Raw genomic sequence first — 15,023 nt, 5'->3', positions numbered from 1 at the left:
CCTAATCCGCCACCAGCACGTCGGCCACGAATTTCGGCTCGCGCACGGCCTGGCCTGCGAACGGCGAGCCCTGCTCGAACCAGGAACGCGGGGCAGGCGCGCCCCACAGCGTCTGACGGCGCGGATCGCGCAGCGACCAGCGCAGCGGCTCGTGGTCGTGGTCGCCCGTGAAGTAGTCGCTGGTGTAGAGCTCGAGGCGGTGGCCGTCGGGATCGCGCACATAAAGGAAGAACGCGTTCGAGATGCCGTGGCGCCCCGGGCCGCGCTCGATGTTCTTGACGAAGCCTTGCGAGGCCATCACGTCGCAGAGATGGATGATGTTCATCGCCGTCGGCGTCCAATAGGCGAAGTGGTGCAGCCGCGGGCCCTTGCCGTTGGTGATCGCGAAATCGTGGACATTGCCCTTGCGATGCATCCAGGCCGCGGCGATGCGCCCGTTCGGTCCGTCCTCCTCGGCATATTCGGTGAGACGGAAGCCGAGCCGCGCATAGAATTCGACGGTGTCCTGCACCTCGGCGGCGAACACGTTGAAATGGTCGAGCCGCTGCGGATGACATCCCCTGTAGAGGTCGTAGCGACGAAGCAGATGCGGGCGCCGCTCCATCGCGGCATACAGCTCGATCTGGAAGCCGAAGGGATCGGTAAATTGAAGGGTGCGGCCCTGGAACGGCTGGTCGACGAAGGCGTAGCCAAGGCCGTTCTCGGACAGGAAGCGGGCCGCCTTGTCGAGATCTCCGTCGTTGCCGACCTTGAAGCCGAGCCGGTTGCAGGCGGGCGCGGCGGCTTTCCGCAGCACCAGCGAGTGATGCTGGTGCTCCTCCGCGGCGCGCAAGTACACGACATTGTCGTCGGCGTCCTCGACATGCAGGCCGACGGTGGTCTCGTAGAACTCGCGGCTCAGCTTCAGATCGGTCACGTCGAGCACGACGTGACTGGAGCGGATGATGTTGAACGGCGGTTCGAAGATGTGTTGCGGTACGGGCATTGCGTTTCCCCTCTCTAGACCCTGCCACTCTGGAGTGACGTTGTGCTAGATTCCCAGTTTCTGGATCTTGTGCGTGCCCCGCGCCAGCGAGACGTGCTTGGTTTCCATGTAGAAGTCGAACGAATAATCGCCGCCGTCGCGGCCGATGCCCGAGGCCTTCATGCCGCCGAACGGCGTCGGCAGATGGCGGACGTTTTCGGAGTTCAGCCAGATCATGCCGGCCTCCAGCGCGTCGGCAACGCGCAGTGCGCGGCCGACGTCGTTGGTCCAGACATAGCCGGTCAGGCCATAGCGGATGTCGTTGGCGATCTCGATGGCGTCGGCCTCGTCGCGGAAGGGCAGCACGGTGAGGAACGGGCCGAACACCTCCTCCTGCGCCACGCGCATCTTGCCGTGCGCACCGGTGACCAGCGTCGGCTCGACATAGTGGCCGCCGCCGGGGCCGTCATGGGCCTTGCCACCGACCGCGATCGTCGCGCCGTCCTGGCGCGCGACGTCGAAATAGGAGCAGACCTTTGCCAGGTGCCGCTCATGGATCAGCGGCCCGATCTCGGTTGCGGGATCGAGGGGATGGCCGACCTTCAGCGCCTTCACGCGCGCGGTCAGCTTCTCCACGAATTTTTCCGCGATGCTGGCCTGGATCAGCAGGCGGCTGGACGACGTGCAGCGCTCGCCGTTGAGCGAGTAGATCATGAACACGACGGCATCGAGCGCGCGGTCGAGATCGGCATCGTCGAACACGATCACCGGGTTCTTGCCGCCGAGCTCGAAATGCACGCGCTTCAGCGTGGGCGCGCCCTGGACCATGATCGCCGATCCGGTCGCGCTCTCGCCGACGAAACCGATCGCCTTGATCGCGGGATGCTCGGTCAGCGCCTTGCCGGCCTCTTCGCCGAAGCCGTGCACCGTGTTGAGCACGCCGTCCGGCACGCCGGCTTCCTTGACGAGCCTTGCCAGAACGGCGGCCGTGACCGGCGACCATTCGGCCGGCTTGTGCACGACGGTGCAGCCGGCGGCCAGCGCAGGCGCGATCTTCCAGGTCGAGAGCATGAACGGCGTATTCCACGGCGTGATCACGCCGACGGGACCGATCGGCACGCGCGTCGAGACGTTCCAATGCTCGTCGCTCGGCGTGTTCTGGCCGTCGCGGGCTTCCGCGCATTTGTCGGCGAAGAAGCGAAAATTTTCGGCGGCGCGGATCGCGGCCTTGGCCATGAAGCGATAGGCCTGTCCAGTGTCGATGCATTCCAGCACCGCGATGTCTTCGGCATTGTCCTCGATGGCGTCGGCGACCCGATGCAGCAGCTTCTTGCGCATCGCCGGCCCCATCTCGCGCCAGGACTTGAAGGCAAGCGCAGCGGCCGTTGCCGCGCGATCGATGTCCTCGGCATTGCCGCGGGCGACGCTCGCAAGCGTCGCGCCGTCGACCGGCGATTTGGTCTCGAAGGTGTCGCCCGAGATCGACGGGACGATCTTGCCGTCGATCATGTGGCCGATGCCGTCGGCCCGCAGCGTCTTCAGCAGCGGCGTGACGCGATCGTGGTTGGCCTGGAACACATCGGCTTTCGGCGTGGGCTTATCCATTTGCGGCCTCCACTTTCAAGGCGTCGTGGATGTTATTGCGCTTCCAGCTGGTGTCCTTGTCGTTGATCTGCATGTCGAACGACAAAGCGAATTTGCTGGCGGCGAAGACGGGATCGAGGTGTTTGGACAACGCCTGGAAGATTTGCTCGCCGGCCTTCTTGCGGGTCGGCAGGTCGCGGCCCTCGCCGATGCGCAGCACCATGTCGAGAAAGCCGTAGTCCTGCCGCGCATCGGCGATGGCATAGTGCTCGCACTTGATCGCGCGGACCCGGATGCCGCCGAGCGGGAAGATGCCGGTCTCGACCGCCGCCTTGCGCACGACCTCGCATACCAGAGTCATGTCGAGGCGGCCATCGAGATTGGCCGAATATTCAATCGTGAAATGCGGCATCGCGGTTTCACTCCTGTGTCGTCTTGCAGCGTGTTCTTGTTCGCCTAAGCGAAGTAGCAGCTTACCGAGCCGTAGGCGCCATAATCGGCCTGGATTGTGTCGCCCTTGCGGGTCTCGATCGGACGGATGAAGGAGCCCGCGAGCACGACCTGGCCGGGCTCCAGCGCAAGGCCGAGCGGCGCGATCTTGTTGGCGAGCCAGGCAACGGCGGTTGCGGGATGGTTGAGCACGCCGGCGGCAAGGCCGGTCTCCTCCAATTGGCCGTTCTTGAAACACAACGCACCGATCCAGCGTAAGTCGGCGTCGAGCGGGCGGATCGGCCGGCCGCCGAGCACGATGCCGGCATTCGCCGCATTGTCGGCGATGGTGTCGAAGATCTTTCGCGTCGCCTTGGTCTGGGGATCGATGCGCTCGATCCGCGTGTCCAGGATCTCCAGCGCCGGCACCACGAAGTCAGTGGCATTGAGCACGTCGAACATGGTGCAGTCGGGGCCAGCGAGACGCTTGCTCATGACGAAGGCGAGCTCGGCCTCGACGCGTGTGGCGATGAAGCGCTCGGTCAGGACGAGGCCGCCATCGGCAAAGAACATGTCGTCGAGCAGCACGCCGGAATCCGGCTCGTCGATGTTGAGCGCGCTCTGCATGGCCTTCGAGGTCAGGCCGATCTTGTGGCCTTTGACGATACGCCCCTCGGCGATCTTGACGTCGACCCAGGCCTTTTGAATCGCGTAGGCATCGGCAATGGTGATGCCGGGAAAATCCTGCGAGAGCTGCCGGATCTGCGTGCGGGTCTTCTCCGCCTGGTGCAGACGCCTCGCGCAAGCTCGGATATCGTCGTCGGAAAGCGCCATGTGTGATCTTGCAAATCGTGGTGCCCGGGAGATACTTAACATGTTAAGTGAATGCGTCAAACAGAATTTGGGCTTGCTGCACTGCAAACGTTTTGCGGCTTGAAAGGGCGTCATGGCGAAGAGACCGGCCGATCCCGCGAACGGAAGCGAGCCCGCCGCACGGCAGGTGCCGATGCGCGACTTCTCGCGTTCGTTGCCGATGTCGCTGCTGCGGGCGCGCGAAGCGGTGATGCGGCAGTTCCGTCCCTCGCTGCGCGAGCACGGATTGACCGAGCAGCAATGGCGCATCCTGCGCGCGCTCGCGGCGATCGAGGCTGCCGAGGTCACGGAACTCGCGCGCACGGCGTTCCTGCTCGGACCGAGCCTGTCGCGCATCCTGCGTGATCTCGAGGCGCGCAATCTGATCGAGCGCAAGACCGCCAAGGCCGATCTGCGCCGCAGCATGGTCTCGATCTCGAAAGAGGGCGTGAAGCTGATGGCTTCCGTGGCGCCGTCCTCCGAAGCGATCTATGCGGAGATCACGCAACGCTTTGGCGCACGCAAGCTCGCAGAACTGCAGGAGATGCTCGGCGAGCTCGAACAGAGTCTGGCGGAGCTGGGCGCGGGCGAGGAGGCAAGTGCCGAGGAGTGAAAGCAGATATGCGCGAGCGCGCGGCGACAATCATGGACATGGCCGCGTTTTTTGGCTCAAACTGCCTCCCAAGCCGATCGCTGCAAAATCGGCGCCGGGTAGAGGCAAACAGACCCTCATGGTCACCGTTCAGGTTCAGAGGCTGATCGACTTCGTCGCCGAAGTCTTCGCCCATGCGCAGTCCTCGCCGGAAGAGGCGAAGCGGATCGCGACCTATCTCACGACGGCCAATCTGACCGGTCACGACAGCCACGGCGTGATCCGCGTCCCCGTCTATATTCGCTGGCAGAAGACCGGCGCGGTCGTGCCCAACCAGAACGCCGAATTGGTGCTCGACACGCCCTCGCTCGCGGTGGTCGACGGCAAGTTCGGCTACGGCCAGACCGTGACGCCGCAAGCAGTCCAGATCGGCATCGACAAGTGCAGGAAGGCCGGGCTTGCCGCGGTGGCGCTGCGCAACGCCGGCCATATCGGCCGCGTCGGGGACTGGGCCGAGATGGCCGCGGCCGAAGGTCTCATTTCGATCCACTTCGTCAATGCCGCAGGCTCGCTGCTGGTGGCGCCGTTCGGCGGCGTCGAGAAGCGGCTCTCCACTGCGCCATATTGTGTCGGCATTCCCCGCGAGGGCCAGGACCCGATCGTGCTGGACTTTGCGACCTCGGTCGTGGCCGAGGGCAAGGTGCTGGTCGCCAGCCGCGGCGGCAAGAAGCTGCCGAAGGGCGCGCTGGTCGATTCCGACGGCAGCCTGAGCGAGGACCCGGTCGTGCTCTACGGCCCCTTCACGCCCGACGGGCCGCGCGATCACACCCGGGGAACGGGCGCGATTCGCGCCTTCGGCGAGCACAAGGGATCGGGCCTTGCCTTCATCTGCGAGCTGCTCGGCGGCGCGCTGACCGGAACCGGGGCCACCTCGGGCGGGCGGCGCTTTGCCAACGGGATGCTGGCGTTCTATGTCGATCCGAAGGTGGTCGACACCTCCAGCCTTTTCGATGAGGAGGTATCGCGCTATGTCGATTTCATCCGCGCCACCAAGCCGATGGCCGGGGTCGACCAGGTGCTGATTCCCGGCGATGCCGAGCGGAAAACCCGCATTGAGCGGACCCGAAACGGCATCCCCTTGCCGGATGACACCTGGGCGGCAATAGTGAATACCGCACGCGAGGTTGGCGTCAGCGAGGTCAGCATCCAGCGCGCGACCGCATAGGCGCTGCGTCATTGCAAGCGTAGCGCGGCGCTCCGGTTCGCGGTAACAGCGGGGCGTGCTGTCGCGGCGCTCGTCATGGTGACGATGGTCCAGATAACGTGGTCCAAACAACGCGGTCCAAACAACAAAGAAGGAAGGCAACGTGGCGAACAAGGTCAAGGAAATCTGGAAGTCGGGCAAGGCCGTGGTCAACGCGTGGCTCGCGATTCCCTCCGGCTTCTCGGCCGAGATGATCGCGCAATGCGGCTTCGACAGCGTCACCGTCGACATGCAGCATGGCGTGCAGGACTATCTGTCGATGGTGCAGTGCTTCCAGGCCATGGACAAGCATCCGGTGACCCCGATGGTCCGCGTGCCCTGGAACGAGCCCGGCATCATCGGCAAGGTGCTCGACGGCGGCGCCTATGGCGTGATCTGCCCGATGGTCAACACGGCGCAGGAAGCCAAAAATCTCGTTTCCTATTCGAAATATCCGCCGCAGGGCGTCCGTTCCAATGGTCCGATCCGCGCCGGCATGTACGGCACCGCGGGCTCCTATCAGAAGACCGCGAATGCCGACACCATCCTGCTGCCGATGATGGAGACCAAGACCGCGGTCGAGAACATGGAAGCCATCCTCGACGTCGAGGGCATCGACGGCGTCTATATCGGCCCGTCCGATCTCGGCTTCTCCTACGGCCTCGAGCCCAAGCTCGATCGCAGCGAGCCCGAGATCCTCGCGATCTACGACAAGATCATCAAGGAGTGCGGCAAGCGCGGGCTGAACCCGGGCATCCATTGCAGCGGCGCCGAAGGCGCTGCACGCGCCATCAACATGGGCTTCAAGCTGGTTACGCTCTCGAACGAGGTCGGCCTGATGACGACCTACGCCAAGATGCAGGTCAACGCGACCCGCAAGGACGCAGGCGGCAAGGCCTGAACTCGCCTCTCTTTCCCTCTCCCCGTTCTTACGGGGAGAGGTGAAGCAAGACCCAAGGAGACCTCGCATGACCATCAGCCCCGTCATCCGCCTGCATCCCGATGATGGCGTGCTGATTGCGCGCGCCAGCCTGCCGCCGGGCACACTGGTGGCTGACGGCGTGACGACGGTCGAGCGCATTCCCTCCGGCCACAAGGTCGCGATCAAGCCGATCGCGGTCGGCGAGCCGGTCAAGCGCTACGGCCAGATCATCGGCTTTGCAACGGTGCCGATCGCGCCCGGCCAGCACGTGCACGTGCAGAACTGCGGCATGGGCGATTTCGCCAAGGACTACGCCTATTGCGCCGACGTCAAGCCGACGCCGAATTTCGACCTGCCGGCGACCTTCGAAGGCATCCGCCGTCCGGACGGCCGTGTTGCCACGCGCAACTATATCGGCATCCTCACCTCGGTGAATTGCAGCGCGCATGTCGCAGGTCTCGTCGCCGACGTCTTCAAGAAGAATCCCTTCACCGGCGACAATCCGCTGGCCGATTTCCCCAATGTCGACGGTGTGGTCGCGCTGACCCACAAGACCGGCTGCGGCATGACGCAGAACGAGCCGCTGGCGCTGCTCCGCCGCACGCTCGGCGGCTATGCGCGGCACGTCAATTTCTCGCACGTCATCGTGCTCGGCCTCGGCTGCGAGGTGAACCAGATCGGCGGCCTGATGGAAGAGCAGAAGCTCGCTGGCCGCCTGCGCGCGATGGACATCCAGGAGGTCGGCGGCACCCGCAAGACGGTGGAGGCGGGCATCGCCTTCGTGCGCGAGGCACTCGCCGATTCCAACAAGGTCAAGCGCGAGTCCGTCCCGGTGAGCGAACTGACCGTGGCGCTGCAATGCGGCGGCTCCGACGGCTATTCCGGCGTGTCCGCCAATCCGGCGCTGGGTGCGGCGAGCGATCTCATCGTGCGTCACGGCGGCACCGTGATCCTGTCGGAGACGCCGGAGACCTATGGCGCCGAGCATCTGCTGACGCGCCGCGCGGTCAGCCGCGAGGTCGGCGAGAAGCTGGTCGATCTCATGCGCTGGTGGGACGAATACACCGAGCGCGAAGGCGCCGAGATGAACGCCAATCCGAGCCCCGGCAACAAGGCCGGCGGCCTCACCACAATTCTCGAGAAGTCGCTCGGCGCGATGGCGAAGGCCGGCACCACCAACCTCGTCGATGTGCTGCGCTACGCCGAACCGGTAACGAAGCGTGGCTTCGTGTTCATGGACACCCCCGGCTACGACCCCGTCGCCGCAACCGGCCAGGTCGCCGGCGGCGCCAACCTCGTCTGCTTCACCACGGGCCGCGGCAGCGTGTTCGGCTGCAAGCCCGCGCCCTCGATCAAGCTCGCCACCAACACGCCCATGTACAAGCGCATGGAAGAGGACATGGACGTCAATTGCGGCACCATCCTCGAAGGCGAGGAGAGCGTCGAGCAATGCGGCCAGCGCATCTTCGATCTCATCCTGAAGACCGCGTCCGGCCGGCCGACCAAGAGCGAAAGCTTCGATTTCGGCGGCGCCGAGTTCGCGCCCTGGGTGCTGGGCGCGACGATGTAATGCGCGTGCAGCCCGTGCCGTAGGCACGGTCTGCCCGTTGTTAGTGCTTGATCGCGCTGACATCAGGTGTTCTGCTCAAAAAAGCTGCTGGAGCACCGTACCCCGTGTCGATCTACGTCGCATTACACCACGTTACGCACTACAAATACGACCGCCCGATCGATCTCGGCCCGCAGACCATTCGTCTGCGGCCGGCGCCGCACACGCGCACGCCGGTCCTGAGCTATTCGCTCAAGGTCACGCCATCCAATCATTTCGTGAACTGGCAGCAGGATCCGCAGGGAAACTGGCTCGCGCGCTACGTCTTTCCCGAGAAGACCACCGAGCTGAAGATCGAGGTCGATTTCACGGCGCAGATGACCACGGTCAATCCGTTCGACTTCTTCGTCGAGCCCTATGCCGACAGCTTTCCGTTCGACTATCCGCAGGACCTCAAGACGGAGCTCGCGCCTTATCTCGAGACCGTCAAGCCGGATCGCCTGTTCGCGAAATATCTCGACACGATCCCGCACGAAGCCCCGAACACCGTCAACTTCCTGGTCGATCTCAACCGGGAGCTGCAACAGAGGATCGGCTACGTCATCCGCATGGAGCCGGGCGTACAGACGCCGGAGGAGACGCTCACCTCCGCGGCCGGCTCGTGCCGCGATTCCGCATGGCTCCTGATCCAGACCTTCCGTCATCTCGGGCTCGCCGCCCGTTTCGTCTCCGGCTATCTGATCCAGATCCGTCCCGACATCGATCCGATCGAGGGACCGCCTGAGGTCGAGAACGACTTCACCGATCTGCACGCCTGGGCCGAGGTCTATCTGCCGGGCGCAGGCTGGATCGGTTTCGACGCGACCTCGGGCATGCTCGCGGGCGAGGGGCACATCCCGGTTGCCGCCACGCCACACTACCGCTCGGCGGCGCCGATCTCGGGCGGCGCCGGTTTTGCGGAAGTCGAATTCGACTTCGACATGAGCGTCAAGCGCATCCGCGAGGCGCCGCGCATCACAAAACCGTTCTCGGACGAATCCTGGACACGGCTCAACGACCTCGGCGAGCAGGTTGACGGCGATCTTGCGGCGCAGGACGTGCGTCTGACCATGGGCGGCGAGCCGACCTTCGTCTCCGTCGATGATCTCGAAGGGGCCGAGTGGAATACGGACGCCGTCGGTCCGACCAAGCGCGGGCTCGCCGATGATCTGATCCGCCGCCTGCGCTCGCGTTTCGGGCCGGGTGGCCTGCTGCACTTCGGTCAGGGCAAATGGTATCCCGGCGAGAGCCTGCCGCGCTGGGCGTTCGGCCTGTACTGGCGCAAGGACGGCGTGCCGATCTGGAAGAATGCCGACCTCATCGCCAGCATCGAAAATCCGCGGCCGGCGCAGGCCAAGGACGCCAAGGCGTTCGTGGAAGGCGCGGCGTTGCGGCTCGGGCTCGATCCCGGCTACATCATGCCGGCCTATGAGGACACCGCGTACTGGCTTCAGAAGGAAGCCGAGCTTCCCGTCAACGTCGATCCGTCCGACTCCAAATTGTCCGATCCGGAGGCCCGCGCGCGCATGGCACGGGTGTTCGAGCACGGGCTCAACAATCCTCGCGGCTTCGTGCTGCCGGTGCAGCGCTGGAATGCGCCGCCACGCTGGCGCAGCGAGCGCTGGAAACTCAGGCGCAATCATCTGTTCCTGATGCCGGGCGATTCGCCGCTCGGCCTGCGCCTGCCGCTCGACTCGCTCGGCTACGTCCCGCCCGATCAATATCCCTACATCGTCGAGCGGGATCCGACGGAGGCCCGCGGCAAGCTGCCGGTGTTCAGCCTCCCGGCGCGTCCGGACGCGCCGGAGCGAGTCGAGCCCGAGCATCTCAACACCTCCGTCCCGGTTCGCACCGCGATGTCCATCGAGGTCCGCGACGGCGTGCTCTGCGCCTTCATGCCGCCGGTCGAGCAGATCGAGGATTATCTCGAGATGATCGCAGCGCTCGAAGCGACGGCCGAGGAGATGCAGCTCCAGGTCCATGTCGAAGGTTATCCGCCGCCGTTCGATCCGCGCGTCGACGTCATCAAGGTGACGCCTGATCCCGGCGTGATCGAGGTCAACGTCCAGCCGGCAAAGAACTGGCGCGAGGCGGTCGACATCACCGCCGGCCTCTATGAGGATGCCGCCAAGACACGCCTCGGCGCCAACCGCTTCCTGGTCGACGGCCGCCACACCGGCACCGGCGGCGGCAATCACGTCGTGGTCGGCGGCTCCAGCCCGCAGGACTCGCCGTTCCTGCGGCGGCCTGATCTGCTCAAGAGCCTGGTGCTGTACTGGCAGCGGCATCCGTCGCTGTCCTATTTCTTCTCCGGCCTGTTCATCGGGCCGACCAGCCAGGCGCCGCGCATCGACGAGGCCCGTCACGACAGCATCTACGAGCTCGAGGTCGCGCTCACGCACGTGCCGCCGCCGGGTTACCAGGCGCCGCTATGGCTGGTGGACCGGCTGTTTCGGCATCTGCTCGTCGATATCACCGGCAACACCCACCGTGCCGAGATATGCATCGACAAGCTCTATTCGCCCGACGGGACCACGGGCCGGCTCGGCCTCGTCGAATTCCGCGCGCTCGAAATGCCGCCCGATCCGCGCATGTCGCTGGCGCAGCAGCTCCTGATCCGCGCGCTGATCGCAAAATTCTGGCGCGAGCCGCAAGCCGGAAAATTCGTGCGCTGGGGCACGGCGCTGCATGACCGCTATATGCTGCCGCATTTCATCTGGGAAGATTTCCTGGACGTGCTCTCCGAGCTCAAGCAGTCCGGCTATCCGTTCGAAGCGGAATGGTATCTGGCCCAGCTCGAATTCCGTTTCCCCGCCTTCGGCCGCGTCCATCATGGCGGCGTGACGCTGGAGTTGCGCCAGGCGCTGGAGCCCTGGCATGTGCTGGGCGAGGAGGGCTCGGCCGGCGGCACCGTGCGCTATGTCGACAGCTCGGTCGAACGGCTCCAGGTCAAGGCGGAGGGGTTCGTCGAAGGTCGCCACGTCGTCGCCTGCAACGGCCGCCGCCTGCCGATGACCTCGACCGGACGCTCGGGCGAGGCCGTGGCCGGCGTCCGCTTCAAGGCCTGGCAGCCAGCCTCCGGCCTGCACCCGACCATTCCGGTCCACGCGCCGTTGACGTTCGACCTGATCGACACCTGGAACGGCCGCTCGCTCGGCGGCTTCGTCTACCACGTCGCCCATCCGGGCGGACGCAGCTACGACACCAAGCCCGTCAACACCTATGAGGCCGAGGCGAGGCGGCTGGCGCGCTTCCAGGACCACGGCCATACGCCGGGGCCGATGCAGCCGCCGCCGGAGGAACGCACAAATGAGTTTCCGCTGACCCTCGACTTGCGGACCCCGCTCCTGCAATGAGTATGATGCCGGGGCAGGGAGAGGCGCATGGGCGAGGGCGCAGCCGAAGAGGACGACAAGGCGGGTAAGGCGCAAAGTCAGCGCGAAGGCCAGCGCCGCCTTGCGCAATGGGTCCGCGACTATCGCCGCCTGCCGGGCATCCCCGACGAGTTCCTGGGGCCGGACGGAGCCCCCCGCGCGGTCTGGAGCCGCTTTTTCGACGCCTTCGGCGCGCTCGCGCCCGACGAGGTCGAGCGCCGGTTCGGCATGGCCGACCGTCATTTGCGCGAGGCCGGCGTCACCTATCGCGCGCCCGGCGACAGCGCCGACCGTCCCTGGTCGATCAGCCATCTGCCGCTGCTGATCGACGAGGCCGACTGGAAGCAGCTGTCCGCCGGCATCACCCAGCGCGCCGAGCTGCTCGAGCGCGTGCTGGCCGACATCTATGGCGAGGGCCGGCTGGTTGCGGAAGGCGCGCTGCCGGCGGCCGCGATCGCCGGCAGTCCCGAATATCTCCGGCCCGTCTGCGGCGTGCCGCCGCCGGGCGGGCGCTATCTCTCGCTCTATGCCGCCGATGTCGGCCGCGGGCCCGACGGCCGCTGGTGGGTGCTCGGCGACCGCACGCAAGCTCCCTCGGGCGCGGGCTATGCGCTGGAGAACCGCCTGGTGCTGTCGCGCGCCTTCTCCGATCTCTACAAGTCGATGAACGTGCCGCGCGTCGCGCCGTTCTTCGAGGCGTTTCGCGACAGCTTGCGTGCGCGCGCCGACCGCGACGAGCCGCGCATCGGCGTGCTGACGCCGGGCGCCTTCAGCGAGACTTTTTTCGAGCACGCGACGCTCGCGCGCTATCTCGGCTTCCTGCTGGTCGAGGGCGACGATCTCGCCGTCAGCGACAACCATATCCACATCCGCACCGTCGCGGGCCTCAAGCGCCTCGACGTGCTCTTGCGCCGGGTCGATTCCAATTCGCTCGATCCGCTCGAGCTCGAAGCCTCGTCGCGGTTGGGGGTGCCCGGCCTGATCGACGTGCTGCGCAAGGACGGCGTCGTCGTCGCCAACATGCCGGGCTCCGGCGTCCTCGAAGCGCGCGCGCTGCTCGGCTTCCTGCCGGCGCTCAGCCGCCGCCTGCTCGGCGAAGAGCTGAAGATGCCGCACATCGCGACCTGGTGGTGCGGCCAGCGCTCGGCGCGCGACGAGGTGCTGTCGCGGCTCGACGAGGTCGCGATCGAGGGTGCCTATCGGCGTGGCGTGCCCGGCTTCGACAGCAACGGTCCGGTGCTCGCGAGCGAGCTCGACGCCGGCGGACGCAAGCGCCTGATCGACGCCATCGCCGCGCGCGGCATGGACTATGTCGGCCAGGAGGTGGTGCGGCTCTCGACGATGCCGGTGTGGGAGCAGGGCCAGATCACGCCGCGTCCCTTCGTGCTGCGGGTGTTCGCGGCTGCGACGCCCGACGGCTGGGCCATCATGCCCGGCGGCTTCTGCCGGATCGCCGAGCAGCCGGATGCGCGCGCGGTGTCGATGGGCGACGGCGCGCGCTCCGCAGACGTCTGGGTGGTCTCGGGCAAACAGGTGCCGACCGCGACGCTGCTGCCTGCGACCGACAAGGTGCGCATCCGCCGCATCGCAGGGGTGCTGCCGAGCCGTGCCGCCGACAATCTGTTCTGGCTCGGCCGCTATCTCGAACGCGCCGAGGCGACGCTGCGGCTGGTGCGGGCGCTCGGCTCGCCGAGCGGGCCCAACAAGGGCACCGCGGCCTCGCTGCAATCGGCCGAACGCATCCAGCGCCTGCTGGTGGCCTGGGGCGCGATCTCGCAAACCTCGCGCGCGGCGCCCGGCCGCATCGTCGCCGAAGCGCTGCAGAGCCCGGAGCGTTTCGGCTCGGCGCTGTCGCTGGTCCGCGCGGCGCAGCGCACGGCGACCTCCTTGCGCGAGCGGCTGTCGCCCGATGCCTGGCAGGTCATCACCGAGATGGCCGAGCGGCTGGCCTGGGAGGTCGAGGACGACGACAGCGTGCTGAGCGCGGCCGAGCTGACCTTGCAGGAGCTGGCGAGCTTTGCAGGCCTGGCGCACGAGAACATGAACCGCGCCGCCGGCTGGCGCTTCCTCGACATCGGCCGCCGCACCGAGCGCGCCATCAACACCACGCGCTTTGCCCGCCAGTTTGCCTATGACGAGGCCGGCGACGAGGATCTCGACATCCTGCTCACGCTGGTGGATTGCCAGATCACCTATCGCTCGCGCTATCTGCTGGCGCCGATCCTGGCGCCGGTGCGCGACCTCGCCGTGCTCGACCCCTACAATCCGCGTTCGGTGGCGTTCCAGGTGGCGACGCTGAACGAGCACATCGCGGCGCTGCCGAGCCTGAAGGAGCACGGTCTGATCGAGAAGCCGCAACGGGTCGCGGTCGCGATGCAGGCGATGCTCGCCACCGCGGAAGCCGAGAAGCTCGAGGTCAAGACGCTGTTTTCGCTGGAGCAGGATCTGCTCAGCCTCGCCGAGGCGGTCGGGCAGCACTACTTCCCGCACGGCCCCAATGCCAGCCGGCCGGAAAAGCTGACGGGGCTGGCGTGATCTACGACATCCGGCACGTCACCACCTACGAATACGAGAGCGCGGTCAGCTTCGCACGCTGCACGCTGCGGCTGGAGCCGCGGAGCGGAGGCGGCCAGGAGCTGATCTCGCACAGCGTCGAGATCCGTCCGCGGCCCGCCGAGCGCCATGTTCGCCGCGATTTCTTCGGCACGCTGACCGAGAGCATCGTGATCGAGGCCGCGCATCGCAATTTGCGGATCGACTCGCGCTCGCGCGTCTCGGTCTCGCGCCGGCCGCCGGCGCGTGATGCCGTCAGCCCGCCATGGGAAAGCATTCGCGACATCGCGTTTGAAGCAACCAGCCTGGGGCCGTCCTCGCCGGTCGGCTATGTCTTCGCGAGTCCGCTGGTGCCCGTGCTGGGTCCGGTCAGCGCCTATGCGGCGGCGAGCTTTGCGCCTGACACCGGCATCCTCGCCGGTGCGGTCGATCTCATGCATCGCATCCGCGACCAGTTTCGCTACGACCCCAAGGCCACCGTGATCTCGACGCCGCTCGACGAGGTCTTCGCCAAGCGCCACGGCGTCTGTCAGGATTTTGCCCATGTGATGATCGCAGGGCTTCGCGGCCTCGGCCTGCCTGCGGCCTATGTCAGCGGATATTTGCGCACCATTCCGCCGGCGGGCCAGCCGCGCCTGCAGGGCGCCGACGCCACCCATGCCTGGGTGTCGCTGTGGTGCGGAGCGGAGCTTGGCTGGGTCGATTTCGATCCGACCAACGACCTTATGGTCGCTGGCGACCATATCGTGCTGGCGGTCGGCCGCGACTTTTCCGACGTCTCGCCGGTCGACGGCATCATCGTCGGCTCGCCGAAGCAGAAGCTCGACGTCGCCGTGGACGTGCTGCTGGTGGAGTGACCGTAGTTTCACGGTCCAGGGCGCACGAGACGATGCAGGCGCATGCGTCCGGCTGCGGTCCGTTC

Annotated in this window: 11 protein-coding genes; 7 read left to right on the top strand and 4 right to left on the bottom strand. The window is 66.3% G+C overall.

Translation table 11 applies throughout. The features are described 5' to 3' along the window. Position 1 precedes the first annotated feature (1 nt). From hpaD to hpaH, 4 genes are read right to left on the bottom strand one after another with little or no spacing between them, the layout of a single operon-like run. A complete protein-coding gene (gene hpaD, locus OC450_RS10035) occupies positions 2 to 985 on the bottom strand; it encodes a 3,4-dihydroxyphenylacetate 2,3-dioxygenase (RefSeq protein ID WP_211382819.1) in 984 nt (327 codons plus the stop codon). Positions 986 to 1,030: 45 nt separating this feature from the next. Beyond that, entirely contained in the window at positions 1,031 to 2,569 is a 1,539-nt protein-coding gene (gene hpaE, locus OC450_RS10030) for a 5-carboxymethyl-2-hydroxymuconate semialdehyde dehydrogenase (RefSeq protein WP_211382820.1), read from the bottom strand. Further along, the gene (locus tag OC450_RS10025; protein ID WP_262047784.1) at positions 2,562 to 2,960 is read right to left on the bottom strand and encodes a 5-carboxymethyl-2-hydroxymuconate Delta-isomerase; all 399 of its coding nucleotides are present in this window, start codon (positions 2,958 to 2,960) and stop codon (positions 2,562 to 2,564) included. The genes hpaE and OC450_RS10025 overlap by 8 nt, the downstream gene beginning before the upstream one ends. A gap of 44 nt (positions 2,961 to 3,004) precedes the next feature. Next, positions 3,005 to 3,811, bottom strand: coding sequence for a 2-oxo-hept-4-ene-1,7-dioate hydratase (hpaH, locus tag OC450_RS10020; RefSeq protein WP_262047783.1), 807 nt, complete (start codon positions 3,809 to 3,811; stop codon positions 3,005 to 3,007). 112 nt (positions 3,812 to 3,923) lie between these two features. Here hpaH and hpaR point away from each other — a divergent pair, with 112 nt between their 5' ends. The 7 genes from hpaR to OC450_RS09985 all read left to right on the top strand — a co-directional run bounded on the left by hpaR (position 3,924) and on the right by OC450_RS09985 (position 14,958). Continuing rightward, complete coding sequence (hpaR, locus tag OC450_RS10015) at positions 3,924 to 4,442, top strand: homoprotocatechuate degradation operon regulator HpaR (protein ID WP_262047782.1); 519 nt, start codon at positions 3,924 to 3,926, stop codon at positions 4,440 to 4,442. Positions 4,443 to 4,560: 118 nt separating this feature from the next. Then, positions 4,561 to 5,646, top strand: a complete 1,086-nt coding sequence (locus OC450_RS10010; RefSeq protein WP_211382824.1) for a malate/lactate/ureidoglycolate dehydrogenase — start codon at positions 4,561 to 4,563, stop codon at positions 5,644 to 5,646. Between the two features lie 142 nt (positions 5,647 to 5,788). Then, positions 5,789 to 6,565 (top strand): HpcH/HpaI aldolase family protein, encoded by a 777-nt coding sequence (locus OC450_RS10005; RefSeq protein ID WP_211382825.1) that lies wholly within the window; start codon positions 5,789 to 5,791, stop codon positions 6,563 to 6,565. A gap of 67 nt (positions 6,566 to 6,632) precedes the next feature. Next, positions 6,633 to 8,156: a UxaA family hydrolase gene (locus OC450_RS10000; protein ID WP_211382826.1), complete on the top strand. Its 1,524-nt coding sequence runs from the start codon at positions 6,633 to 6,635 to the stop codon at positions 8,154 to 8,156. Positions 8,157 to 8,260: 104 nt separating this feature from the next. Continuing rightward, entirely contained in the window at positions 8,261 to 11,530 is a 3,270-nt protein-coding gene (locus tag OC450_RS09995) for a DUF2126 domain-containing protein (protein ID WP_262047781.1), read from the top strand. A 27-nt stretch (positions 11,531 to 11,557) separates the two neighbouring features. After that, positions 11,558 to 14,083 (top strand): circularly permuted type 2 ATP-grasp protein, encoded by a 2,526-nt coding sequence (locus OC450_RS09990; protein ID WP_262047780.1) that lies wholly within the window; start codon positions 11,558 to 11,560, stop codon positions 14,081 to 14,083. Beyond that, complete coding sequence (locus OC450_RS09985; RefSeq protein ID WP_211382829.1) at positions 14,080 to 14,958, top strand: transglutaminase N-terminal domain-containing protein; 879 nt, start codon at positions 14,080 to 14,082, stop codon at positions 14,956 to 14,958. Before OC450_RS09990 ends, OC450_RS09985 begins: the two co-directional genes overlap by 4 nt. Positions 14,959 to 15,023: the final 65 nt, after the last annotated feature.

Origin of the sequence: Bradyrhizobium sp. Bra78 (assembly GCF_024519855.1) — a bacterium.
Classification (GTDB): domain Bacteria; phylum Pseudomonadota; class Alphaproteobacteria; order Rhizobiales; family Xanthobacteraceae; genus Bradyrhizobium; species Bradyrhizobium japonicum_G.
The sequence above is the reverse complement of the archived record's forward strand: the minus strand, read 5'-3'. Positions and strand labels throughout refer to the sequence as shown.

Coding starts and splice junctions, on each gene's coding strand:
- OC450_RS10010 (WP_211382824.1), top strand. CDS start 4,561: ATGGTCACCGTTCAGGTTCAGAGGCTGATCGACTTCGTCGCCGAAGTC.
- hpaE (WP_211382820.1), bottom strand. CDS start 2,569: ATGGATAAGCCCACGCCGAAAGCCGATGTGTTCCAGGCCAACCACGAT.
- hpaR (WP_262047782.1), top strand. CDS start 3,924: ATGGCGAAGAGACCGGCCGATCCCGCGAACGGAAGCGAGCCCGCCGCA.
- hpaD (WP_211382819.1), bottom strand. CDS start 985: ATGCCCGTACCGCAACACATCTTCGAACCGCCGTTCAACATCATCCGC.
- hpaH (WP_262047783.1), bottom strand. CDS start 3,811: ATGGCGCTTTCCGACGACGATATCCGAGCTTGCGCGAGGCGTCTGCAC.
- OC450_RS10000 (WP_211382826.1), top strand. CDS start 6,633: ATGACCATCAGCCCCGTCATCCGCCTGCATCCCGATGATGGCGTGCTG.
- OC450_RS09990 (WP_262047780.1), top strand. CDS start 11,558: ATGGGCGAGGGCGCAGCCGAAGAGGACGACAAGGCGGGTAAGGCGCAA.
- OC450_RS10025 (WP_262047784.1), bottom strand. CDS start 2,960: ATGCCGCATTTCACGATTGAATATTCGGCCAATCTCGATGGCCGCCTC.